Here is a 24,270-nt window from a genome sequence, read left to right on the forward strand (position 1 = left end):
GTGACCGACATCGATGCAGACGAGCCGGTAAAGCCACGCAAGGGCGTCGTTATCAACAAGACCTCGCCGACGACCGACCGCATGCTGATCGGGGTCGGCGTGACGCTGGCCTTCGCCGCGGCGCTGTTTCCCTGGTATGTCTTCTTCAACGAAGAGAAGTTCGGCCTGAAACCGGCCGACTGGGGCTTGACCCGCGACCTGCCGGAAGGGCCGGGCCGCGACGTGTTTTCCGTCTCGCCGCTGGCCATGGTCGACAACGACCACGACGCCTCGCCGGTGATGCCCGACAAGCTCGACGACCTGACGACCGCCACGGCGTCCAATCTGGGCAATGTCGAGCCGGTCGAGAAGGCCAAGGTCCTGACCCAGCCGTTTCCGGGCGGCGCCGGATTCCGCCTGCTGCATGTGGCCAACGGCCGTGCCCTGATCGAGGATCCGTCGGGCATGTATCTCGTGCGCGTCGGCTCGATCCTGCCGGACGAAAGCAAGGTTGCGATGCTGGAAATGCGCGACGGCCACTGGGTCATCGTCACCTCCAAGGGCGACATCTACGACAGCCATTAAGGGCTGTCGGCATTCTTTCGAACCCCTGCAAGTCCCACGCAAGATTAGTCGAATAGGTTTTCCTCAAGAACGATTGGAGAAGCCTATGAACCCCATCCAGCTCTTCTCGCTGGCATCCCGGCAAGCCGAATGGCTGAGCATTCGCCAGGAAGTGGTGGCGAGCAATATTGCCAATGTCAACACGCCGGAATTCCGTGCCAAGGACATTACGCCTTTCGCGGCGGTGCTCGACGACACCCAGTCCACCGCGATGGCGCGCACGCAGCCGGGTCATATCCAGGGCTTCTCCGGCTCCGACGACATCGAGGTCCGCGAAGCGGCCCTCGACCAGGAAATCGGTGTGCAGGAATCGGGCAATACCGTTTCGCTCACCGACGAACTGACCAAGGGCGGCGAGATCCAGCGGCAGTATCAGCTCAATGCCAACCTTGTCAGCTCCTTCCATCGCATGATGCTCCAGACGGTGAAGAGGTAAGATCATGGATCCCTTGTCAGCTTCGCTGAAGATCGCAGGCAGCGGCCTGGAAACCCAGTCCACCCGCCTTCGCATCGTGTCGGAAAACATCGCCAACGCCCGCACCACCGGCGATACGCCCGGTGCGGACCCCTATCGCCGCAAGATCATCACCTTCGGTTCCGAGATGGACAAGGCCAGCGGCGCCGACATCGTCTCGGTCAAGAAACTTGGCGTCGATCGCTCAGACTTCACCGAAGTCTACGATCCGGGCAATCCGGCTGCCAATGAGAAGGGTGTCGTCAAGATGCCGAACGTCAACGTGCTGATCGAAATGGCCGACATGCGCGAAGCCAACCGGTCCTATGAAGCCAATCTTCAGACCGTCAAGCAGACCCGCGACCTTATCAGCCAGACCATCGACCTCCTGAAGGCTTCACAATGATCGACAGTGTAACGAATGTCAGCAGCCTTTCCCTGACCAAGGGGCTTGGCTCGCTGGTCGAAACCGACAAGTCCTCCCAGACCCAGGCCGTTCCCGGCCTGACGATGGACGGCACCACGCCCGGCACGCAGACCGGCCAGAGCTTCGCCGACGTCATGGGCAGCATGGCGACCGATGCCTTGGGCAGCCTCAAGCAGGCCGAAAGCATGTCCTTCGACGGCATTACCGGCAAGGCAAACACCCGCGAAGTGGTGGATGCGGTCCTGAACGCGGAACAGACGCTGCAAACAGCGCTCGCCTTCCGCGACAAGATCGTCAGCGCCTACCTCGAAATCACCAAGATGCAGATCTGAGAGAGTTAAGGACGAAGCTATGAGAGCGCTTGCCATTGCCGCCACGGGTATGGATGCCCAGCAGACCAATCTCGAGGTCATTGCAAACAACATCGCCAACATCAACACGACCGGCTACAAGCGCATGCGCGCCGAGTTTTCCGATCTGCTCTACCAGACGGAGCGCGCCCAGGGCGTGCCGAACCGCGCCAACCAGGCGATCGTGCCGGAAGGCGCCAATATCGGTCTCGGCGTGCAGACGGCCGCCGTGCGCACCATCCACACCCAGGGCGAACTGGCCCAGACGGACAACGAACTCGACGTCGCCATTGTTGGCCGCGGCTGGTTTCAGGTCCAGACTCCGGATGGCAACACGGCCTATACCCGCGCCGGTTCGTTCAACACCAATGCCGACGGCCAGCTGGTCACCATCGATGGTTACACCGTCGTTCCGGGGATCACCGTGCCGCAGGATGCCAGCGAGATCGAGATCAGCCGGACCGGCGTGGTGTCGGCCCGCATCGGCAATGATGCGGACTATACCGAACTCGGCCAGCTGACGATTGCCAATTTCGTCAACGAAGCCGGCCTGAAGCAGCTGGGCGACAACCTGTCGGCCCAGACGGCAGCCTCCGGCGAAGCGATCGTTGCAGCCCCGGAAGATCCGGGCTTCGGCTATCTCAAGCAGAATTACCTGGAATCGTCGAATGTCGACTCGATCCGCGAGATCACCGACATGATCTCGGCGCAGCGCGCCTACGAGATGAATTCCAAGGTCATCGAGACGGCCGACCAGATGGCTCAGATCGTCAGCAAGAACCTGAAATAGCCAACACGAGGGAGGGCGACCATGATGGTTTGCCTCAGGAAGTTAGAATGGGGACGGGTAGCAGCGGCAGCTTTCGCTTCCGCGGCCGTCCTCCTGTCAGCGGCCTTCGGGGCGCGGGCCGAAGGCTTTGCCGTCGTCCCGACCGGTGTCATCTATCCAGGCCAGGAAATCGAGGCCACGCAACTGAGCGAGGTCGAGATCACCAATCCGAACCTGCGGGGCGGCTACGCCACCTCGGTCGGCCAGGTGGTCGGCATGATTTCCAACCAGACCCTCCTTCCAGGGCGCACCGTTCCGATCGCGGCGCTTCGTGCTCCCTATGCCGTCAAGCGCGGCAGCCAGCTGCGGCTCAACTTCACTATCGGCAATATGGTGATCTCGGCCGCCGGCATGCCGCTCCAGGACGCTCAGATCGGTGATCTGATCAAGGTCCGCAATCTCGATTCCGGCGTGATCGTCAGTGGGACGGTCTTGCCCAACGGTTCGGTGCAGGTGCTCACGCGATGAAATTTCTCGGTAAATCCATCGCGGTCTTCGCAGCGTTCGCTTGTGTCCTCGCCTCGGCCGGCCCGTCCATGGCCGGCACCTCGCGCATCAAGGACATCGCCTCGCTGCAGGCGGGCCGCGACAACCAGCTAATCGGCTACGGCCTGATCGTCGGCCTGCAGGGGACCGGCGACAGCCTGCGCTCCTCGCCGTTCACCGAACAGTCGATGCGCGCCATGCTGCAGAATCTCGGCATTTCCACCCAGGGCGGCCAGTCGAATGCCAAGAACGTGGCAGCCGTCATGGTCACCGCCACGCTGCCGCCCTTTGCAAGCCCCGGCAGCCGCATCGATGCCAATGTCAGCTCGCTCGGCGACGCCACCTCGCTTCGCGGCGGCACGCTGATCATGACCTCGCTTTCGGGCGCCGACGGCCAGATCTACGCGGTGGCGCAGGGCTCGGCCGTCGTGTCGGGCTTCACCGCGCAAGGCCAGGCGGCCAACATCACCGAGGGCGTGACGACGTCGGGCCGGGTTCCGAGCGGCGCGATCATCGAGCGCGAACTGCCTTCGAAATTCAAGGATTCGGTCAATCTGGTGCTGCAGCTGCGCAACCCGGACTTCTCGACCTCGATCCGCATGGCCGACACCATCAATGCCTATGCGCGCAACACCTTCGGCGCCCCGATCGCCTCGGCGCAGGATAGCCAGGAAGTGGTGATCCAGAAGCCGCGCACCGCCGATCTTGCCCGCCTGATGGCGGCGATCGAGAACCTCGTGGTGGAAACCGACACGCCGGCCAAGGTCGTCATCAACGAACGCACCGGAACGATCGTCATCGGCGCCGATGTGCGGGTCTCCAAGGTCGCGGTCAGCTACGGCACCCTGACGGTACAGGTCAACGAGACGCCGCAGGTCATCCAGCCGGCCCCCTTCTCCAAGGGCGAGACGGCCGTCCAGCCGCAGACCGACATCCTGGCCCAGAAGACCGGCGGCAATGTCGCAGTCGTCGACGGTCCCGACCTGAAGACGCTGGTGGCCGGCCTCAACAATATCGGCGTCAAGCCCGACGGCATCATCGCCATCCTCCAGGGGATCAAGTCGGCTGGCGCTCTCCAGGCGGAGCTTGTCCTGCAATGATCGCTTTGACGACAACCGTTTCGCGCCGACGCCTTCTCGGTCCCGTGCTCCTGCTCGGCGGATTGCTGGCCGGTGGCCTGCTGGGGCCGTCCGGTGCGCGCGCCCAGGACGCCACGCCGCTCGACAGCGCCACCCAGGAAGAGATCCAGAAATTCTGCACCTCGATCGCCGACCCTGCACGCGACCAGCGTTACCTGCTGCAGAAGCAGGAACTGGAAAAGCTGCAGGCCCAGGTCGATGCGCGCATCGCCGTCATGGAAACGCGCAAGACCGAGTATGAGGACTGGCTGAAGCGGCGCAACGACTTCCTCAAGCGGGCACAGGGCAATCTGGTCGGCATCTACAAGAAGATGAAGCCGGATGCGGCCGCCCCGGCGCTGGCCGAACTCAATGTCGAGATCGCGGCCGCCATCATCATGCAGCTGCCGGCGCAGCAATCCGGTCTGATCCTGTCGGAGATGAAGCCCCAGAAGGCGGCCCTCGTATCGGCCATCATTTCCAGCGCAGGTGATCCCAACACGTCGAAGGACCCGACATGAGGAAGTCTATTCCAGCCCTGCTGGCCGTCGCCGTCCTGGCGGGTTGTCAAAACCAGACGATCAACGAGATCGGCAAGGCGCCTGCCATGTCGCCGATCGGCAGCGGTCTGCGCTACAGCCAGACGCCGCAGATGGCACTCTATCCGAAGCAGCCGCACCATGTGGCGAGCGGCTATTCGCTGTGGAGCGACAGCCAGGCCGCCCTGTTCAAGGATGCCCGTGCGTTGAATGTCGGTGACATCATGACGGTCAACATCCAGATCAACGACAAGGCGCAATTCGCCGACAACACCTCGCGCAGCCGCAAGAACTCGACATCGCTGAGCTTCAATTCGGCCCTCAACATCTTCGGCATCGTGCCGCCGGATGCCGGCGGTGCCGCCGGTACCGATTCCGACACGAGCTCGGACGGCAAGGGCTCGATCTCGCGCTCGGAGAAGCTGACGCTTCTCGTCGCCGCGGTGGTCACCAGCGTGCTGGAGAACGGCAATCTGATGATCAGCGGCTCCCAGGAAGTGCGGGTCAACCACGAACTGCGCATCTTGAACGTCGCCGGTATCGTGCGCCCGCAGGACGTCGATGCGGACAACACCATATCGTACGAGCGGATCGCCGAGGCCCGCATCTCCTACGGTGGCCGCGGCCGCCTGATCGAGATGCAGCAGCCGCCGGTCGGCCAGCAGGTCGTCGATCAATACTCGCCGTTCTAACCAAATTCGGCCAGAAAAGCCTGTCGGGACCAGCCTATGGATGACCAGTCGGAAGACCAGCCCAAGAAGAAATCACCGCTTGTGGTGATGCTCATCTCGCTCGCCGTGCTGACGATCGTCGGCGGGGGAGGGGGCTGGCTCGTCGGCGGGATGATCGCACCGGCGGTCAAATCGGCCAAGGAAGAGGCGGCCAAGGCGGAGGAAGCCAAGGCCAAGCCCGAGGGCGAGGGCGAGAAGAAGGGCGAAGAGGCCGGACTGCCGCATGTGGCGACCGAGGCCAACGGCATCGTCCAGCTGGAGCCGATCACCACCAATCTGGCCTATCCCTCCGACAACTGGGTCCGTCTGGAAGTCGCCCTGCTGTTCAACGGCAAGCCGGACGTGGCCATGGCCGAGGATATCAGCCAGGACATCATCGCCTATATGCGCACGGTTTCGCTGCAGCAGGTGGATGGCCCGCGCGGCCTTCAATATTTGAAGGACGACATACAGGAGCGTGTTGACCTGCGCTCCGAAGGGCGGGTAACCAAGGTGATGTTCAGAACCTTCGTCATTCAATGATTCGGACGCTTCTCCTGCTTGCCGTCTTCATGGCGGTTCCGGAGCTGGCTGTGGCCCAGCAGCTCCCTGACGTATTCAACCAGCCGATCAACGGTTCGGTTGCTGCCTGGATCGTGCGCACCTTCGGTCTGTTGACCATCCTGTCGGTGGCGCCCGGCATCCTGATCATGGTGACGAGCTTTCCGCGCTTCATCATCGCCTTCTCCATCCTGCGCTCCGGCATGGGCCTGTCCAGCACGCCCTCCAACATGATCCTGACCAGCCTGGCGCTGTTCATGACCTTTTACGTCATGGCGCCGACCATGGACCAGGCGTGGAACAACGGCGTGCAGCCGCTGCTCGCCAACCAGATCGGTGAAGCAGAGGCGGTGCAGCGCATCGCCGAGCCGTTCCGCACCTTCATGACCGCCAATACGCGCGACAAGGATCTGGCGCTCTTCGTCGATATCGCCAAGGAGCGCGGACAAGCGACCGTCAGCGACGGCAAGCTCGACTACCGCGTCCTCATCCCGGCCTTCATGCTGTCGGAAATCCGCCGCGGCTTCGAGATCGGCTTCCTGATCATCCTGCCCTTTCTCGTGATCGACATGGTGGTCGCCACGATCACCATGGCCATGGGCATGATGATGCTGCCGCCCACCTCGATTTCGCTGCCGTTTAAGGTCTTGTTCTTCGTCCTGATCGACGGATGGAACCTGTTGGTAGGGTCTCTTGTTCGATCGTTCAACTGAACAAAAAATCGAAATTGTAGAAAAATTCCTCGTTTCGCTAAAATTGCAAATTCCAATTCGAGAAACGTTTTCAGTCATGTAATATACATGAGCGATGCGTTGTATACGCTTTCTTAAGGCGACATTTACCACGCTTTTTCAGCCAACCTTAAAAAGTATGCTGTTTTATCCGTTCCCAGAGGCGGATTAATTTCAGCATTAATTAATTGACATGACGTCGATCGCTTCTGCCGGATCTCAGCCCGGTATGTCCCTCAATAATATTTCGTAACGATAGGGACGAATCGATGACCAGCATCATTACCAACACCGCCGCCATGGGCGCGCTTGATACCCTCCGCTCGATCTCCAAGAGCATGGACGAAACCCAGAGCCGCGTATCGTCGGGCTACAAGGTCAACACGGCTTCCGACAACGCCGCCTACTGGTCGATCGCGACCACGATGAAGTCCGACAACAAGGCGCTCGGCGCTGTTCAGGACGCTCTCGGCCTCGGCGCTGCCAAGACCGATACGGCTTACACCGGCATGCAGGCCGCAATCGACGTTGTCACCGAAATCAAGTCCAAGCTCGTCGCTGCTCGCGAACCGGGCGTCGACAAGGACAAGATCAACAAGGAACTGACGGAACTGAAGAGCCAGATCACCTCGATCTCGCAGTCGGCTTCGTTCTCCGGTGAAAACTGGCTCTACAACGACTCGTCTGCCGCTCTCGGCGACAAGGAAATGGTCGGCTCCTTCGTTCGCGACTCGACAGGCAATGTCTCGGTCGAGACCCTGACCTTCGACGCCAGCAAGTCCGTCCTGATCGACACCCAGACGACCGATGGCGGCCTTCTGACGAAGGACTATGCTGTTGCTGTCGACGACGGCACGGCTTCCGGCACGACCGCGACCTACTTCCTGCTCGACTCGGGCACGGGTACCTCGGGCAGCGTTGTCGAACTGACCTCGACCACGACCGACGATGAAGTCGAAGGCATGATCTCGGCTGTCGACGCCATGCTCTCCGACATGACCGATGCCGGCGCCACCCTGGGTGCGACCAGCAGCCGCCTCAGCAGCCAGGACGAATTCGTCTCCGACCTGATGGACGTGATCGACACCGGCGTTGGCCGTCTCGTCGACGCCGACATGAACGAGGAATCGACCCGCTTGAAGGCCCTGCAGACGCAGCAGCAGCTGGGCATCCAGGCTCTGTCGATTGCGAACTCGAATTCGCAGAGCGTATTGTCTCTGTTCCAGTAAGCTTACTTCGCTTTACGGAAGAGATAGATCGGAGCCGCGCCTTGGCGCGGCTCTTTTCATTCGAAGAACTGCCGAAAATACTTCTGCCTGAATTTTTCCCCCAAAGTTTTTTGCTCGACGCATCAATGGCTTCGCTTCTGCGCGCCAGTAGAAGCGGGAAAAATCGCATCTAATTTAGTCGGCGTTAACTTGGCTAGCGTTGAATGTGGCCGTGAAGACGACGGATTAACCAGCAGCAGACCCTGGTTGATTGCATGAGGCCACTCGTCGTCTGCCGGTGCGTAAAATCCGGAATGTCCCTTCGTATAGGTTTTGTCTAAAGGGGCAGATCAAACATGACTAGTATTATTACCAATACCGCTGCAATGGGCGCACTCGATACCCTGCGCTCGATCTCCAAGAGCATGGACGAGACGCAGAGCCGCGTGTCCTCCGGCTACAAGGTCGACAAGGCTGCTGACAACGCTGCCTACTGGTCGATCGCAACGACGATGCGGTCCGACAACAAGGCTCTCGGTGCCGTTCAGGACGCCCTCGGCCTCGGTGCAGCCAAGACCGATACCGCCTATACCGGCATGGAAGCCGCCATCGATGTGGTGACGGAAATCAAGGCCAAGCTGGTTGCCGCCCGCGAACCGGGTGTCGACAAGGACAAGATCAACAAGGAACTGACGGAACTGAAGAGCCAGCTCGGCTCGATTTCGCAGTCCGCGTCGTTCTCCGGTGAAAACTGGCTCTACAACGACTCCAGCGCCCAGATCGGCACGAAGGAAATGGTTGGTTCCTTCGTCCGTGACTCGACAGGCAATGTTTCGGTCGAAACGCTGTCCTTCGACGTCAACACCTCGGTCCTGATCGACACCCAGACGACCGACGGCGGCCTTCTGACGAAGGACTATGCCGTTGCCGTTGACGATGGTACGGCTTCCGGCACGACGATGACCTACTTCCTGCTCGACCTGGGCACGGGTACTTCGGGTAGCGTCGTCGAACTGACCACCACCACCACCGACGACGAAGTCGAAGGCATGATCTCGGCTGTCGATGCCATGTTGGCCGACATGACCGATGCCGGCGCCACGCTGGGTGCAACCAGCAGCCGCCTCAGCAGCCAGAACGAGTTCGTCTCCGACCTGATGGACGTGATCGACACCGGTGTCGGCCGTCTCGTCGACGCGGACATGAACGAGGAATCGACCCGCCTGAAGGCCCTGCAGACGCAGCAGCAGCTCGGCATCCAGTCGCTGTCGATTGCCAACTCGAACTCGCAGAGCATCCTCTCGCTGTTCCAGTAAGAGGCACACGCAATACCGGCCGCGTGAGCGGCCGGTAAACACCCGACGACATCGTGACGCCGCGGCCCTAAACGCCCGCGGCGTCATTTTTTTTGACGAATTAACCTTAGCCATGCCGGCTTCAATATTTGTTAACCTTAATAGCGTCTTTTTAGGTCATCAAAACGGTTGGCCGGTCCCCACAGGCAAGAACAGGGGCGGCAGGCATGACGCCAACTATCGTTGCCGGTACGACAGCCCGGCATGCCCTTTCCCATATCTACTGTCATAAGGGGCAGCTAACATGACTAGCTTGATGACGAATACCGCAGCAATGGGCGCACTCGATACCCTGCGCTCGATCTCTACCAGCATGGAAGAAACCCAGAGCCGCGTTTCCTCCGGCTACAAGGTCGACAAGGCTGCCGACAATGCTGCCTACTGGTCGATCGCAACGACGATGCGCTCCGACAACAAGGCGCTCGGCGCCGTTCAGGACGCCCTCGGCCTCGGTGCTGCCAAGACCGACACCGCCTATACCGGCATGGACTCGGCCATCGACGTCGTCACCGAAATCAAGGCCAAGCTGGTTGCTGCCCGCGAGCCGGGCGTTGACAAGGACAAGATCAACAAGGAACTGACCGAGCTGAAGAGCCAGATCGCTTCGATCTCGCAGTCGGCTTCGTTCTCCGGTGAAAACTGGCTCTACAACGACTCCTCCGCCGCTCTCGGCAACAAGGAAATGGTCGGCTCGTTCGTCCGTGACACCTCGGGCAATGTTTCGGTCGAAATCCTGACCTTCGACGCCAGCAAGTCGGTCCTGATCGATACCCAGTCGACCGATGGCGGCCTTCTGACGAAGGACTATGCTGTTGCTGTCGACGACGGCACGGCTTCCGGCACGACGATGACCTACTTCCTGCTCGACCTGGGCACGGGTACTTCGGGTAGCGTCGTCGAACTGACCACCACCACCACGGACGACGAAGTCGAAGGCATGATCTCGGCCGTCGATGCCATGCTCTCCGACATGACCGATGCCGGTGCCACGCTGGGTGCGACCAGCAGCCGCCTCGCCAGCCAGGACGAATTCGTCTCCGACCTGATGGACGTGATCGACACCGGTGTCGGCCGTCTCGTCGATGCCGACATGAACGAGGAATCGACCCGCCTGAAGGCCCTGCAGACGCAGCAGCAGCTCGGCATCCAGTCCCTGTCGATCGCGAATTCGAATTCGCAGAGCATCCTCTCGCTCTTCCAGAGCTGATTCGGTTACGCGCGGGGCCATCGGCTCCGCTCTCAACCAGCAGGCTATGCAGCCGCTCCCGGGCAACCGGGAGCGGTTTTTTCGTTTATCTTCATCTATCTGAAATTGCTGACTTTTTTGTTCTTCGCGCGCGGTCGATCTTTACGATTTGTTTGGACAGCTTAACGAAACCTTCCAGCGTTAATGTTTTGTTAACCAAAGTTTTGTTAAGCATTCGTTAAATAACGACGGCTCGATCACAGGGCAAAATTATCGTGATCGGGTGCATGAAGCCTTCCGTCGTTGCCGGTAAAAATATGACAAGCCCGGCCTGTCCCGCAATTCCCGATGGGGCATATCCATGACCAGCATTATGACCAACACGGCTGCAATGTCAGCCTTGCAGACCCTTCGCAGCATCGACGCCAACATGGAGCAGACGCAGAACCGGGTATCCACCGGCTACCGCGTCGACAGCGCCGCCGACAACGCGGCCTACTGGTCGATCGCGACCACGATGCGGTCCGACAATTCCGCTCTGTCGACCGTGCAGGACGCTCTCGGGCTCGGCGCGGCCAAGACTGATACGGCCTATACGGGGCTTGAATCGGCGGTCGAGGTCGTCACCGAGATCAAGTCCAAGCTGGTTGCGGCCCGCGAACCGGGTGTCGACAAGGACAAGATCAACAAGGAACTGTCCGAGCTGAAGAACCAGCTGCAGTCGATTTCCGAATCGGCATCGTTCTCCGGCGAGAACTGGCTCTACAACACCTCCAGCGCGGCGCCCGCCACCAAGGAAATCGTCGCATCGTTCAACCGCGCCACCGATGGCTCGGTGTCGGTGACGACACTTGCCTTCGACACCGGCGAATCGGTGCTGATCGATACCTACGACGCCAGCCGCGGCCTGCTGACCGGTGACCGGCCGACCGATGTCGATGTCGGCGGCACGACCCAGACGATCAATTACTATCTGCTCGACGCCGGCTCCACGACGGCTGCCACCGGCACTGCGATCGAGCTCAGCACGACGACCACCGACGACGATCTCGACGGCATGATCAGCGCCACCGACGGCATCCTGCAGCAGCTGACCGACTCCGCCTCGACGCTGGGTGCGATCACCAGCCGCATCGACATGCAGACCGAATTCGTCGCCACCTTGATGGACGTGATCGAGAAGGGCGTCGGGCGACTGGTCGATGCCGACATGAACGAGGAATCGACCAGGCTGAAGGCGCTGCAGACGCAGCAGCAGCTGGGCATCCAGTCGCTGTCGATCGCCAACACCAATGCCGAAAACATCCTGACGCTGTTCAAGCAGTAAGGACGTTTTAAGGCGGCCCGTCGCCGCCTTGAGAATTCTGCCTCTCCGTGGTCATCGGATGCAGGTGGAACAGCCGGACCGTGCCGCTGCCCTGGCGCGGTCCGGCGTATCAACCCTCGCACAAGTTTGCATCCCTAACTTTGTCAAGGACGATGACCGAAAGCTGCCGGCACGGAGAATGCGCATCGCCGTGCTGTGGCAGTTACCCTTGGATGTTATGATGACACGCCCAACCTCGATTTCCTGCCACAGACGCCGCATGGGGCCGCAGCATTCTGCGCCGGCCGCCCGCGCCCTCGATCGGAGGGCGTGAGATGGCGACGTCCATTGCCCAGTATCTCAAGGATTTCTCAAAGCCTCAGGCGCCTGCCATGGCCTTCGACACAGGCTTTGGCGACGGCGATTTCGGCCTGGATGCCGATGTTCCGGCCGTGCATGTGCCGGACCCGGTCGAGATCGAGGCCGAGCGGCAGGCAGCCTATGACGAGGCGGTGAAGATCACCACGGACGAATTGACGGCCCGTTTCGAGGCCGAGAAGGCAGAGCTCGTGGCGGCCCACGAGCAGGCGCTCGCCGATCTCGCCCGCACGCTGGAGGAGACGTCCGCCGCGGCAATGGCCGACGGCTTTGCCAGACTGTCGAAACAGCTGGCCGAGCATGTCAGCGGCCAGGTTGCCGAGGGCCTGGCGCCCTTCCTGACCGAAGAAGTGATGACGTCCGCGGTCAGCGAACTGGCCAGTCAGGTCGAGATGGCGATTGCGGGCGGCGAAGCCGGGCAGATCGTCGTCACCGGACCGGCAAGCCTGTTCGAGAAGCTGGCCGACAGGCTGCGCGACCACGACGAGATGCTGCGGCACGTGCAGGCCGATGATCTCGATCTCTCCGTCGAACTCGGCGAACAACTCCTTGTCAGCCGCATCTCGGCCTGGACGGCAAGCCTCAGGAAGGTGATGGGATGAGCGACGAAGAAAATCACCATCACGGCAAGAACGAGATCCTGATCATCAAGCGCCATGGCGGCGGCGATCATGACGGCAACCATGGCGGCGCGTGGAAGATCGCCTATGCCGACTTCATGACCGCGATGATGGCCTTCTTCCTCGTCATGTGGCTGGTCAATGCCGCGAACGAGGAGACCAAGGCCTCGGTCGCCAGCTATTTCAATCCGATCCGCCTGTCCGAGGAAAAACCCTCGGAAAAGGGCTTGAAAAAGCCCGTCGAAAAGGCCGACGGCAAGGAAAAGCAGAACCAGTCCGAAAACAAGGAAGACAAGGAAACGATCGGGGCATCGGCAGCGACCGGCGAGGACGCGACGGCAACCTCCGGCGACCAGACCAATTACTCCGAAGCCGATTTCTTCGAGAATCCCTATTCGGTGCTGGCCGAGATCGCCCAGGAAGTCGGTCAGCAGGCCAATGTCAGCGCCAAGGGCGAGGGCGGTGCGTCCGATTCCGGCCCGAGCACCGGTGCCGACGGCGGCGAGGCCTATCGCGATCCGTTCGATCCCGACTTCTGGACCCAGCAGGTCCAGTCCGTGCGCGGCAAGCCCGGCCCGCAGGCGGCCAAGGAGGCGCCCGGCGCACTGACGGCCGACAAGCCGTCGTCGGCCCCCGGCGACCAGACCGATGTGGATGTCGCCATGCTGCCGGCCGACAAGACACCGGCCCTGCAGGTCGTGCCGCAGGCCAAGCCCGAGACACCGGATACGGCTGCCGACAAGGGTACCGACCCGGGCACCGAGAAGGCCGATGCCGCTAAGGCTGCGGACGGCGACAAGGACAAGGCGGCCAAGGCCGAAAAGCAGCAGAAGGACGCCGATGCGCTGAAGGCTGCGATCGAGAAACAGATCAGCGGCGTCGCCGGCAAGCTCGCCGAGGGCCTGATCGTCACCCCGACCGAAGGCGGCATGCTGGTCACGCTGTCCGACCAGAGCGACGAGGCGATGTTCAATGTCGGCTCGGCCGTGCCGAGCAAGGAGACCGTGCTGGCGATGGAAAAGATCGGCACGATCCTGAAGGACCGTCCGGGCGCCATCGTCATCCGCGGCCACACCGATGCGCGACCCTTCGCCGGCAAGACGCAGGACAACTGGGGCCTGTCGGCCGATCGCGCCCGCAGCGCCTATTACATGCTGGTGCGTGGTGGTCTCGACCAGTCCCGTGTCAAGCAGATCTCGGGTTTTGCGGACCGGCGCCTGCAGGTTCCGGGCGATCCGTTGTCGGCTGCAAACCGGCGTATCGAAATTCTGATCCAGGCGGACCAGGGATAAGCCATGCGAAGCCGGCGTCTTCTATATCTGCCGCTCCTTGTCGCCGCCCTTTCGGGGACGGCGCCGCCGCTGGCGGCTGCCCCTGCAGCCGCGCCCGTCGACGATATCGAGCTTGCGCCCTACAAGATGCTGCGCTCGCTGCAATTCGTGCAGGATGCCGTGGTGCTCGGCGACCATTCCGCCGGCGAGATGCAACGTTTCATCCTCGGCACGCTGGACGACCGTCTGCGCAGTGCCGACGCCTCGGTCTTTGAAGATCCCCGCAATGTCGATGCCGCCTTCATCTATGCGATGAGCGGCGGCAATCCCAAGACGCTCGACCTATTGTTGTCGCGCGACGTCGACGGCAATTTCGACAGCCGCATCGCCGATCTGCTGGGCCGCTATCTGAGCGGCAAGGGGACGCTGGTGGCCAAGAGCCTCGGCGAACTGGCAACCGAATACCGCCAGACCAAGATCGCGCCTTATCTTTCGCTGGTTGCGGCCAATGTGCTGATCGGCCGCGATCTCGACAAGGCGCTCAAATTTTATGACTGGGCGCGGCTTCTGTCGCCCGGCACGCTTGTCGAGGAAGCGGCGCTGCGGCGTTCGCTCGCGGTCACCGTCGAGGCGGACCGCTCGGCGGATGCCCTGAAATACGCCTCGCTTTATGTAAGGCGTTTCCTGCACTCTCCCTATGCCTCGCAGTTTGCCGATCTCTTCGTCACGCTGATCGTCAAGCATTTCGACGACCTGGATCACCAGCGCGTTCTCGACACGCTGACCTTCATGGATGTCGAGCGTCGGCGCGAGGTCTATCTCAGGGTCGCCCGTCAGGCGGCGATCGACGGCAAGAACGAGCTGGCGCGGCTTGCGGCCGACAATGCCAAGGCGCTGGCCGGCACCGCCGACGACAACGAGGGCGCGCTTGCCGATCTCTATGGCGGCATGGCCAATATCCCGACGGAAGACGTGGCCGCGGTGATGCAGCGCATCGCCAGCATACCACCTGAAATGCTGACGCCGTCCGACCGGGCGCTGCGCTCGGCCGCCGAGGCGATCGCGCGCGAGGTTCTGCGCAGCCCCGAGCCGAAAAGCTCCGCGCAAGGCGACGCACTTAGCAATGACACTTCAGGACAAGGCGCTTCCGTCAGCGAAGCGGATGTCTCCGCAGGCCAGCCGGGTCAACAGGATCCGTCCGCGCCATCGGAACCATCCAAGCCGTCCCCTGTGCAGGAGGCACAGGCCCCGGTCGCTGCGGCGCTCAAACAGGATGATCCTGCGTTTTCAGCATTTGTAGAACAGGGACGAAGCAGGCTCGAGGCGATCGACGGCCTGCTCGACGAGGAACCGAACCCATGATGGATCCCACAGTTCAGTCAAGGGCCGCCTTCGACACCGCGTCTGGTTATGGCGCGGGCCGATCCGACAGGCAGGCCGCGACACCGGGTTTCTCGGACGCCCTGAAAGGCGCAGACCGTAAGTCATCGCAAACTGATGACACGCGGACCGACGATCGCCAGACGACCCGCGCCGGCGATACCACCGATGAGGACAACCGGTCCCGAAGTGCTGCAGACGCCGACGACGGCGCGTCGCAGGACATGGGTGACACCGATAACGCGTCGACTGCGGAAGATACGGCGCCGCAGCGTCGCGTGCGCGCCGATCAGGCATTGCATATTTTCAAGGACGCTCAGCAGCCAAACAAACCTGCCGGCGCGGCAGGCGTGACGACCGATGCGAAGGCTGCCAAGCCGAATGACGGTGATGCCGATCTGGCCGAGACGACCGCCGAAGACGGCAAGGAGACCACAAGAGCCGTGGTCGAGGGCGCCGGAAAGCAGGTCAAGGGGGCCAAGGATCCGCTTGATGCCCTTGACGGCAAGGACAAGCTCAAGGGCAAGAGTGCCGACAAGGCCGACAAGAGTGATGACGCCATCGACGATGGCAGCGGCGATACCCGGGCGACTGCCGGGGATGCCGGCGCCGCCGGCAAGACCGGTCAGGCGTCGGGCACCGCCACGGCAACCGACGCGTTGATGCTGCTGATCATCGGCAAGGCCGACGATGCCGCGGCCGCCCAGGCGGCCACGGCGCTGAAGCCGGTTGCCACCGATGATGCCAAGGGTGCAAAGACGAAGGTCGCGGACGCGGACGCCGCCGGCAAGTCCGGCAACCTGGCGTCCGATCTCTCCAAGCTCCTTGCCGGCGATCCGGACGTCGATGGCGACACCCAGGCGCCGGAAACCGCGGCCGAGACCAAGGGCACCGAATTCAAGGCGATCCGCCTCGACCGGCTGGCGACCTCGCCCGACGGCCAGCCGCGCGACCGTGATGGCGCCGGCGCCAGTGCGCCCGGCAATTCGACACCGACCGTCGGCGTCCTGGAATCGCGCCGCTATATCGCGCCGGTTTCCACTTCCAATGTCGCCAATCTCGCAGCCGCGATGAATGGCGACAGGGATTGGGTCAATGCCCTGCGCAGCGGCGCAATCGACAGCGCCACCATGCCCGACACCACCGGCAAGGTGATGAACAGCCTCAAGCTGCAGCTGAACCCGATCGATCTCGGATCGGTTACCGCGACGCTGAAGCTCACCGGCGACACCTTGAATGTCCAGCTGACGGTCGAGAACAGCGCGGCCTATCGCAAGCTCAGCGACGATCACAGCGAGATCGTCAAGTCGCTGCGCTCGCAGGGCTATGCTGTCGACAGCGTGCAGATCTCGATTTCCAGCACAGACAGATCCGGCGCCGGCAGCAACCAGATGTCCGGTCAGCAGCAGGGCCAGCAACAAGCCGGCCAGCAGCAGGCAGGATCGCAATCCTTTGCCGGCACCCCCCAGGGATCGGGTGGCGGACGCGAGGGGGGCTTCGGCGCCTCTTCCAACGGCAACACGCAGACAGGATTGACGGGCGATGACGGCATGGCGGCGGCTCTCGGTGAAGGTGGCGCTGGTGGCGCTCGCGGCGGGAGCGGTGTCTACCTCTGAGGCCCTTGCCTCGACCGGCTCGTGCGAGCGGGAGATCCAGGTGGCTGCTGCCAAATACGGCATTCCCGAAGGCATCCTCTACTCCGTCGGCCTGACCGAGACGGGGCGCAAGGGCTCGCTGCAGCCCAACGCGGTCAACATCGAGGGCAAGGCCTATTTCCCGCCTGACGAGGGGCAGGCGCTGGCGACGGTGGCCGCAGCAAGGCTGCGCGGCGCCAAGCTGATCGATATCGGCTGCATGCAGATCAACCAGTATTACCACGGCGAGAATTTCACCTCGCTGGAGGCGATGTTCGACCCCCATCGCAATGTCGATTATGCCGCCCGGTTTCTCGTCCGGCTGCATCAGAGGCACGATACCTGGACCATGGCGGTTGCCAGATATCACGCCGGCCCGAACAATGATCCGGCGCAGAAGCGCTATGTCTGTCGGGTGATCGCAAATCTCGTGGCCACCGGCTATGGGAGCTGGACAACGAATGCCAGAAAATTTTGCGGTGAATAGCAACTCCTGATTGTAGACAGAGATGCTAAAATAGCCCTTCGAATTGGGGCGTCATTGTGCGCCAAAAAAGGCAGTGCAAGGATTAGTTAACCATAAGTTAAAATTGCCCTCAGAAAAATTGTGCCAATTTGCGCCGGTGACCACTAGATGTAGATCAAATCGCGCCACAAAGGTTAATCAACTATTAATAACTACCATTAACTTTCTCCCCTTGTTCCAGAATCGCTCGATTCGTACCCATTGGTCATCGAGGCACCACACTGATTCGGAGGCGGACGAATGATCGTAGTGGTTGATGAGCGAGAGCTCGTGAAAGATGGGTATACTTCTCTTTTTGGACGTGAGGGCATTCCCTCGACCGGGTTCGACCCGGCCGAATTCGGGGAATGGGTGAACACGGCAGCGGATACGGACATCGCTGCGGTGGAAGCTTTCCTCCTGGGGCAGGGTGAACAGACCCTGGAGCTGCCGCGGGCAATCCGCGACAGGACCCAGGCGCCAGTCATTGCCGTGAGTGACCAGCCTTCGCTGGAAAGCACTCTGGCACTGTTCGATTGCGGCGTCGACGATGTCGTGCGCAAACCCGTGCACCCGCGGGAAATCATGGCTCGGGCTGCGGCTATCCGCCGTCGCCTGAAGGCAATCTCCAACTTCACCGAAATCGGGCCGATCCGTATCTTCTCGGACGGTCGCGATCCGGAAATCCAGAACGAGGTATTTCCCTTGCCGCGGCGTGAACGCCGCATCCTGGAATATTTGGTCCAGAACCGCGGGCGGCGCGTTTCCAAGACCCAGATCTTCAACGCGATCTACGGCCTGTTCGATGACGAGGTCGAGGAAAACGTGGTGGAAAGCCATATCAGCAAGCTGCGCAAGAAACTGCGCAAGAAGCTCGGTTTCGATCCGATCGATTCCAAGCGCTTCCTCGGCTACTGCATCGACTGGAGCTGAGCTTCGGCAGCAGCTGCGCGAACAGGGACTGGGGCTTCGGCCCCGGTCTTTTTTTTGCCCGCGTGACAGGGCCATCCGCGCCCTGACGATTAAAAGTCTCTAATTCAGACAGCTTCACGCAAGGCTTACTTCCTAGTCTCATTTCAACAAATCACACGAGGAAATATCATGAGCCTCTACGGATCTATGCGTACTGCCGTGTCCGGCATGAATGGCCAGGCGAACATGCTCAGCACGGTCGCTGACAACATCGCGAACTCCAGCACCACCGGCTACAAGAAGGCCTCGGTGCAGTTCTCCTCCATGGTGCTCCCGAGCACGTCGGGTACCTACAATTCCGGCAGCATCGAGACCAAGGTGGCCTACGGCATCTCGCAGCAGGGTTCGCTTTCCTACACCTCGTCGGACACCGACCTTGCGATCAACGGCGACGGTTTCTTCATCGTCAACAACGGCGACGGCTCGAACTACCTGACCCGCGCCGGTTCCTTCACCATCCAGGACGACGGCACGCTGCAGAATGCCTCCGGCTACACGCTGATGGGCTACGAATATTCGTCGACCGAAGATCCGACGATCGTCGTCAACGGTTACGACGGCCTGAGCCCGATCGATCTGTCCGGTCTGGGCATCTCGGCGACCGCCTCGACCACCGGATCGCTGGTCAGCAACCTGCCGTCGACCGAGCCGGACGGCTTCAGCCAGTCGACCTCGCTGGTTGCCTATGACAGCCAGGGCAACAGCCGCCTGCTGACCTTCACCTATACCAAGACGGCCGACAACGAATGGTCGGTCGAAGCCAGCTATGACGACGAAGGCACGCCGGTCCAGGTGCTGGCGCCGACGACGCTGACCTTCGATGTCGACGGCACGCTGATCAGCCCCGATCCGGCCGAACTGGTCACCGACTCGATCGACTCGACCGTTCTCGACGGCGCGGAACTGCCGCAGCTGACGATCGATCTCGGCAACACCACGCAGCTCGCTTCCGACTTCGCGGTCACCACCGGCGAAGTCGACGGCAACGCGGCCTCGGCCGTCAGCGGTTACGACATCGACTCCGACGGTATCGTCTCGGTGATCTACGAGAACGGCGACGTCGTGCCGACCTATCGTATCGCCATGGCCAACGTGCAGAGCCCGAACAACCTGACGGTCGAATCGGGCAACCTCTACAGCCAGAGCAGCACCTCGGGCGTCGTGGTCCTCGGTTATGCCGGCTCCAGCGGCTTCGGCGAAATCATCTCCGGCGCGCTCGAGGACTCCACCGTCGATACCGCGACCGAACTGACCAACATGATCGCCGCGCAGCGCAACTACACGGCAAACTCCAAGGTCTTCCAGACGGGGTCGGAACTTCTCGACACCCTGGTGAACCTGAAACGGTAAGTAATCTCTTACGCTTAGGATGATCCTATGACGCTTACGTCTGCCATGAATTCCGCGAAAAGCGTATTCTCCAACACGGGCGAGCAATCGCAGATCGTGTCGAAGAACATCGCCAACGCCGGAAACACGAACTATGTTAAGCGTTATACGAATGTCGCAACGACCACGGACGGAGCGACCGTTGTTTCCATCGGTCGCTCCGAAGACCTGATCCTGCAAAAGCAGCTTTTGACGACGACGTCCGACAGCGCTGGCCAGGATGCCCTGCTCGACGGCCTCGAACGCCTGAAATCGGTGCTCGGCGGCAATGACTACGAGCTGTCGCCCTCGACCTACATGGCGCAGTTCTACAACGACCTGCAGGCCTATGCGGCAAAGCCCGGCGAACTGTCGCTGGCCCAGACCGCGATCTCGTCCGCCCAGGACGTCGCCAATTCGCTGAACAAGGTCACGGGCTCCGTTCAGGATGTGCGCGAGCAGGCCGACCTCGACATTTCCAATGCGGTCACGAACCTCAATTCCCTGCTGGCCAACCTGCAGAAGGTCAACGACAAGATCGTTTCGCTGACGGCGACCGGTGGCGATCCGAACGACTATCTCGATCAGCGCGACACCATTGTCAGCCAGATCTCGAGCATTATCGGCGTCACGGTACAGACCCGCGACAACAACGACATGGTGCTCTATACCTCGGACGGCACGACGCTGTTCGAAAGCATTCCGCGCAATGTCACCTTCCAGGCCAAGACCACCTATGACGGGGCGACCACCGGCAATTCTGTCTATATCGACGGGACCGCGGTCAAGTTCGGCGTCGGCGGCGATACCTCGGCCCAGGGCACCATCGCGGCCAATCTTCAGCTGCGCGACGAGATCGCGCCGACCTTCCAGAGCCAGCTCGATGAAGTCGCGCGCGGCCTGATCACCGTCTTCGACGATTCCGGCGTGCCCGGTCTGTTTGCCTGGTCCGATCCGTCCAACGGCGTGACCATGCCCGGCGACCCGCTGCCAGCCGGCACCGTCTATCCCGGCCTTGCCGGCCTGATCACCGTGAATCCGGACTATGTCAGCGCCCAGGGTGGCGATCCGACCCGTCTTCGCGACGGCAATTCGGTCGACATGAACCCGGACGACAGCGCCGGCTATACCGGCCTGTTGACAACCTACATGGACGGCATGACATCGGACATGACGTTCGATCCGGACAGCGAACTCGACGACAGCACCAGCCTGTTGAACTACGCCACCGACTCGGTCGGCTGGCTCGAGGAATACCGTTCGAACGCCAGTTCGGCTTCCGAAAAGAAGACTGCAATGCTGCAGCGTTCCCAGGAAGCCTATAGCAGCCAGACGGGTGTCAGCCTCGACGAGGAACTGGCGTTGCTGCTCGACATCGAGCAGTCCTACAAGGCTGCGAGCAAACTCTTGAGCACTGTCGATGAAATGATGCAGGCTCTGCTGACGGCTACGGGGTAAGTCATGAAGACATCCAACGTTTCCAATCTTTCCATTCAGAATTCGATGCGCCTGACCATTCTGCAGGCGCAGAGCGAATTGCTGAAAAGCCAGACGGAAGTGTCCACCGGTCAATATGCCGACGTGGGCTCGGAACTCGGCTCGCGTACCTCGCTGTCGCTCGACCTGACGCGCGAAGGCATGCGGCTGCAGTCGCTCGTCGACACCAATGCCATCGCCACCCAGCGGCTGGAATCCTCGCAGGAAGCGATGACCAGCATGTCGACCTCGGCGCAGAGCATGATGGATTCGCTGGTCGCCCTGAAGGGCAGCAACGACCAGTCCAACCTCGATGTGGCGGCCCAGTCGGCGACCAATGCCTTCGACAGCTTCCTCAGCATGGCCAATACCTCGGTCAGCGGCGAATATCTGTTTGCCGGGATCAACAGCGACGTCCAGCCGCTCACCGACATGGACACCTTCATGGGCGACTTCGAAACCGCCTTCCAGGGCTATTTCGGCTTCCCGTCCACCGATGAAGCCCAGACCGGCGCGATCACCGCGACGCAGATGGACGACTTCATTACCAACACGGTTAAGCCGATGTTTATGGACCCGGGCGGCGCCTGGGACACCGACTGGTCGACGGCGACCGACGACGAAATGATGTCGCGGATCAGCCAGAGCGAGACGGTCCAGACCTCGACCAGCGCCAATGCGACGGGCATGCGTGCCTTCGCGTTCGCAGCCGTACTGTCCAAGGGATTACTTGGACTTACCATCCAGGAAGACGTGCGCAGCGTCGTCTCCGACAAGGCGATCGAAGCAACCGGCGTGGCGATTTCGGGCATCGACAATGAGCGTACGCAGCTTGGTCTGTCGCAGGAGCGCGTCGAAGCGGCCAATTCCTCGCTGCAGATCCAGCACGACATCATCGAAACCAACTTTACCTCGATGGTCGAGGTCGATGCTTACGAGGCGTCGACGAAAGTTAACAATCTTTTGTCTCTCGTCGAGGCATCATACACGCTGACCGCAAAGATCCAGCAGTTAAGCCTAGTAAACTACCTTTGATGAACAGAGGCAGGCAGCGAAATGAAGGACGACTAGATGTACCAGTTCTCATATGCCGAGATCATGGAGGATGGGGTCGCGGATGCCAAGGACCGGGAGCGTCAGGCACTCACTCGCTCGATGGAGTTGTTGACGACCGCAAGGGACGAGCGCGCGTATTCGCGCGACGCCATTGAGGCCCTGTTCTACACGCGCCGCGTCTGGGTCCGCTTCATCGAGGACCTCCGGCATCCGGAAAACCAGCTCGACGCCGAGCTCAGAGCCAATCTGATCTCGATTGCCATATGGATTCTCAAGGAGTGCGATCGCATTCGCCGACGCGAATCGACGAACTACCAGGGGATCATCGACGTGACCACCATCATCAGGGATGGACTGAAATGAAGAGCACTTTGCGCATCTCGCTGAAATCCGGCGAACGTATTTTCATCAACGGGGCGGTTCTGCGTGTCGACCGCAAGGTGTCGCTGGAATTTCTCAACGACGTCACCTTCCTGCTGGAGAACCATGTTCTGCAGCCGGAACAGGCGACCACGCCGTTGCGTCAGCTCTATTTCATCGCCCAGATGATGCTGATCAATCCCGACGGCAAGGAACAGTCGATGCTGATGTTCCGCAAGTCGATCACCATGCTTCTGTCGTGCTTCCGCAATGAGGAAGTTCTGGCCGAACTGAAGCGGATCGACGGCATGGTCGCATCCGGCCGGCCGTTCGACGCCCTGAAGGCGATCCGCGCCCTCTATCCGATCGAGGACCGTATCCTGAACAACCAGGAAATGGCGCCCGCGACGGTCGAACAGATCAGCAAGGAGATGGCTCCGTGGCGGTAGACAGTGTAGCCTCGACAACCTCGGCGACCGCCAAGTCGTCGCAGACCTCGGCGATGAGCGCATCGCTCGACTACGACGATTTCCTGCAGCTGCTCATCGCGCAGATGAAGAACCAGGACCCGACCGATCCGATGGATGCGAGCGAGCAGGTCGCCCAGCTCGCGACCTTCTCCCAGGTCGAGCAGGCGATCCAGACGAACTCCTACCTGGAGAGCCTGATCGCGTCCAACGCGCTCGACATCGCGTCCGACTATGTCGGCAAGACGATCACCAGCGCCGACGGCAATACCAGCGGCACGATCGCGGCGGTCAAGGTCTACAGTGACGCCATGGTGGCGACGACGACGGCCGGCGACAAGATCACCATCGATGTCGGTGTCACGATCGGGTCTCCCGGGACAGCCTCGACCGGCGACAGCACGGATACGTCCGACAGCTCTGACACCGACAGCTCCGATACCGCGAGCTGAACCGGCGTCTGGACCCCGGTGGTCGGCGATGCTAGGCCTTTTGAGGCGACCGAACTGAGTCGGTCGCCGACGATTCCCTGGAGTATCCGACAGTGAACGAGGCAGACGCTCTCGACATCATGCAGGCGGCGATCTGGACCGTGCTGGTCGCAGCCGGCCCGGCGGTTCTCGCCGCCATGATCGTCGGTGTCACCATCGCGCTGATCCAGGCGCTGACCCAGGTTCAGGAAATGACCCTGACCTTCGTGCCGAAGATCCTGGCGATCCTGGTTGCCGTCGGCGTCTCCGCCCCCTTTATCGGCGGGCAGATCTCCCTCTTTGCCAATCTGGTCTTCTCCCGCGTCCAGTCCGGATTCTGACCGGGGCAGGGCGCGTCTGCCACCCTCGCGCAAGCTTCGCCGTCTAGACCGGAGCGAATTAAGCGCGCGGAATGTGTCCGCTCGCCACCATCTCATGAAGAGACGGGAC

General features: G+C 61.4%; 28 protein-coding genes. All 28 read left to right on the plus strand.

Annotated features, from left to right (window positions below; translation table 11 throughout):
* The 28 genes from J2Z17_RS22640 (at position 1) to fliQ (ending at position 24,161) form a co-directional block, all read left to right on the plus strand.
* A complete protein-coding gene (locus tag J2Z17_RS22640; protein ID WP_209948617.1) occupies positions 1 to 564 on the plus strand; it encodes a flagellar protein in 564 nt (187 codons plus the stop codon).
* A gap of 85 nt (positions 565 to 649) precedes the next feature.
* Complete coding sequence (gene flgB / locus J2Z17_RS22645; protein WP_209948619.1) at positions 650 to 1,039, plus strand: flagellar basal body rod protein FlgB; 390 nt, start codon at positions 650 to 652, stop codon at positions 1,037 to 1,039.
* Between the two features lie 4 nt (positions 1,040 to 1,043).
* Positions 1,044 to 1,463 carry a flagellar basal body rod protein FlgC gene (gene flgC / locus J2Z17_RS22650; protein ID WP_209948621.1) on the plus strand — a complete coding sequence of 140 codons (420 nt, stop codon included), beginning with the start codon at positions 1,044 to 1,046 and terminating at the stop codon, positions 1,461 to 1,463.
* Positions 1,460 to 1,816, plus strand: coding sequence for a flagellar hook-basal body complex protein FliE (gene fliE / locus J2Z17_RS22655; protein ID WP_209948624.1), 357 nt, complete (start codon positions 1,460 to 1,462; stop codon positions 1,814 to 1,816). The genes flgC and fliE overlap by 4 nt, the downstream gene beginning before the upstream one ends.
* A gap of 19 nt (positions 1,817 to 1,835) precedes the next feature.
* Complete coding sequence (flgG, locus tag J2Z17_RS22660) at positions 1,836 to 2,624, plus strand: flagellar basal-body rod protein FlgG (protein ID WP_209948626.1); 789 nt, start codon at positions 1,836 to 1,838, stop codon at positions 2,622 to 2,624.
* A gap of 21 nt (positions 2,625 to 2,645) precedes the next feature.
* Positions 2,646 to 3,131 (plus strand): flagellar basal body P-ring formation chaperone FlgA, encoded by a 486-nt coding sequence (gene flgA, locus J2Z17_RS22665; RefSeq protein ID WP_209948628.1) that lies wholly within the window; start codon positions 2,646 to 2,648, stop codon positions 3,129 to 3,131.
* Between the two features lie 68 nt (positions 3,132 to 3,199).
* Positions 3,200 to 4,249 (plus strand): flagellar basal body P-ring protein FlgI, encoded by a 1,050-nt coding sequence (locus J2Z17_RS22670; RefSeq protein WP_377300260.1) that lies wholly within the window; start codon positions 3,200 to 3,202, stop codon positions 4,247 to 4,249.
* On the plus strand, positions 4,246 to 4,788 hold the full coding sequence (locus tag J2Z17_RS22675) for a MotE family protein (RefSeq protein ID WP_209948633.1): 543 nt from the start codon (positions 4,246 to 4,248) through the stop codon (positions 4,786 to 4,788). The genes J2Z17_RS22670 and J2Z17_RS22675 overlap by 4 nt, the downstream gene beginning before the upstream one ends.
* Positions 4,785 to 5,498, plus strand: coding sequence for a flagellar basal body L-ring protein FlgH (gene flgH / locus J2Z17_RS22680; protein WP_209948635.1), 714 nt, complete (start codon positions 4,785 to 4,787; stop codon positions 5,496 to 5,498). The genes J2Z17_RS22675 and flgH overlap by 4 nt, the downstream gene beginning before the upstream one ends.
* Before the next feature lie 36 nt (positions 5,499 to 5,534).
* On the plus strand, positions 5,535 to 6,059 hold the full coding sequence (locus J2Z17_RS22685) for a flagellar basal body-associated FliL family protein (protein ID WP_209948637.1): 525 nt from the start codon (positions 5,535 to 5,537) through the stop codon (positions 6,057 to 6,059).
* A complete protein-coding gene (gene fliP, locus J2Z17_RS22690) occupies positions 6,056 to 6,790 on the plus strand; it encodes a flagellar type III secretion system pore protein FliP (RefSeq protein ID WP_209948639.1) in 735 nt (244 codons plus the stop codon). Before J2Z17_RS22685 ends, fliP begins: the two co-directional genes overlap by 4 nt.
* Positions 6,791 to 7,077: 287 nt before the next feature.
* Complete coding sequence (locus J2Z17_RS22695) at positions 7,078 to 8,037, plus strand: flagellin N-terminal helical domain-containing protein (protein WP_209948641.1); 960 nt, start codon at positions 7,078 to 7,080, stop codon at positions 8,035 to 8,037.
* A gap of 335 nt (positions 8,038 to 8,372) precedes the next feature.
* The gene (locus J2Z17_RS22700) at positions 8,373 to 9,332 is read left to right on the plus strand and encodes a flagellin N-terminal helical domain-containing protein (RefSeq protein WP_209948643.1); all 960 of its coding nucleotides are present in this window, start codon (positions 8,373 to 8,375) and stop codon (positions 9,330 to 9,332) included.
* A gap of 283 nt (positions 9,333 to 9,615) precedes the next feature.
* The gene (locus tag J2Z17_RS22705; protein ID WP_209948645.1) at positions 9,616 to 10,578 is read left to right on the plus strand and encodes a flagellin N-terminal helical domain-containing protein; all 963 of its coding nucleotides are present in this window, start codon (positions 9,616 to 9,618) and stop codon (positions 10,576 to 10,578) included.
* Positions 10,579 to 10,918: 340 nt separating this feature from the next.
* Positions 10,919 to 11,884: a flagellin N-terminal helical domain-containing protein gene (locus J2Z17_RS22710; protein ID WP_209948648.1), complete on the plus strand. Its 966-nt coding sequence runs from the start codon at positions 10,919 to 10,921 to the stop codon at positions 11,882 to 11,884.
* Between the two features lie 314 nt (positions 11,885 to 12,198).
* Positions 12,199 to 12,843, plus strand: coding sequence for a GTPase (locus J2Z17_RS22715; protein WP_209948650.1), 645 nt, complete (start codon positions 12,199 to 12,201; stop codon positions 12,841 to 12,843).
* Positions 12,840 to 14,153 carry a MotB family protein gene (locus J2Z17_RS22720; protein ID WP_209948652.1) on the plus strand — a complete coding sequence of 438 codons (1,314 nt, stop codon included), beginning with the start codon at positions 12,840 to 12,842 and terminating at the stop codon, positions 14,151 to 14,153. The genes J2Z17_RS22715 and J2Z17_RS22720 overlap by 4 nt, the downstream gene beginning before the upstream one ends.
* A 3-nt stretch (positions 14,154 to 14,156) precedes the next feature.
* Entirely contained in the window at positions 14,157 to 15,494 is a 1,338-nt protein-coding gene (gene motC / locus J2Z17_RS22725) for a chemotaxis protein MotC (RefSeq protein WP_209948654.1), read from the plus strand.
* Positions 15,491 to 17,128: a flagellar hook-length control protein FliK gene (gene fliK, locus J2Z17_RS22730; protein WP_209948657.1), complete on the plus strand. Its 1,638-nt coding sequence runs from the start codon at positions 15,491 to 15,493 to the stop codon at positions 17,126 to 17,128. Before motC ends, fliK begins: the two co-directional genes overlap by 4 nt.
* Positions 17,055 to 17,633 carry a transglycosylase SLT domain-containing protein gene (locus J2Z17_RS22735; protein ID WP_209948658.1) on the plus strand — a complete coding sequence of 193 codons (579 nt, stop codon included), beginning with the start codon at positions 17,055 to 17,057 and terminating at the stop codon, positions 17,631 to 17,633. The genes fliK and J2Z17_RS22735 overlap by 74 nt, the downstream gene beginning before the upstream one ends.
* Before the next feature lie 279 nt (positions 17,634 to 17,912).
* Positions 17,913 to 18,584 (plus strand): transcriptional activator Rem, encoded by a 672-nt coding sequence (rem, locus tag J2Z17_RS22740; protein ID WP_209948661.1) that lies wholly within the window; start codon positions 17,913 to 17,915, stop codon positions 18,582 to 18,584.
* Positions 18,585 to 18,752: 168 nt separating this feature from the next.
* Positions 18,753 to 19,973, plus strand: coding sequence for a flagellar hook protein FlgE (locus tag J2Z17_RS22745; RefSeq protein WP_209948663.1), 1,221 nt, complete (start codon positions 18,753 to 18,755; stop codon positions 19,971 to 19,973).
* 27 nt (positions 19,974 to 20,000) lie between these two features.
* Positions 20,001 to 21,449 (plus strand): flagellar hook-associated protein FlgK, encoded by a 1,449-nt coding sequence (flgK, locus tag J2Z17_RS22750; protein ID WP_209948665.1) that lies wholly within the window; start codon positions 20,001 to 20,003, stop codon positions 21,447 to 21,449.
* A gap of 3 nt (positions 21,450 to 21,452) precedes the next feature.
* Positions 21,453 to 22,502: a flagellar hook-associated family protein gene (locus J2Z17_RS22755; protein ID WP_209948667.1), complete on the plus strand. Its 1,050-nt coding sequence runs from the start codon at positions 21,453 to 21,455 to the stop codon at positions 22,500 to 22,502.
* 36 nt (positions 22,503 to 22,538) lie between these two features.
* Complete coding sequence (gene flaF / locus J2Z17_RS22760; protein ID WP_209948669.1) at positions 22,539 to 22,886, plus strand: flagellar biosynthesis regulator FlaF; 348 nt, start codon at positions 22,539 to 22,541, stop codon at positions 22,884 to 22,886.
* Complete coding sequence (flbT, locus tag J2Z17_RS22765; RefSeq protein WP_209948671.1) at positions 22,883 to 23,332, plus strand: flagellar biosynthesis repressor FlbT; 450 nt, start codon at positions 22,883 to 22,885, stop codon at positions 23,330 to 23,332. The genes flaF and flbT overlap by 4 nt, the downstream gene beginning before the upstream one ends.
* Complete coding sequence (gene flgD, locus J2Z17_RS22770; RefSeq protein WP_209948673.1) at positions 23,323 to 23,802, plus strand: flagellar hook assembly protein FlgD; 480 nt, start codon at positions 23,323 to 23,325, stop codon at positions 23,800 to 23,802. Before flbT ends, flgD begins: the two co-directional genes overlap by 10 nt.
* Before the next feature lie 92 nt (positions 23,803 to 23,894).
* On the plus strand, positions 23,895 to 24,161 hold the full coding sequence (gene fliQ / locus J2Z17_RS22775; RefSeq protein ID WP_209948675.1) for a flagellar biosynthesis protein FliQ: 267 nt from the start codon (positions 23,895 to 23,897) through the stop codon (positions 24,159 to 24,161).
* Positions 24,162 to 24,270: the final 109 nt, after the last annotated feature.

Source organism: Heterorhizobium halophytocola (assembly GCF_017873095.1).
Classification (GTDB): domain Bacteria; phylum Pseudomonadota; class Alphaproteobacteria; order Rhizobiales; family Rhizobiaceae; genus Allorhizobium; species Allorhizobium halophytocola.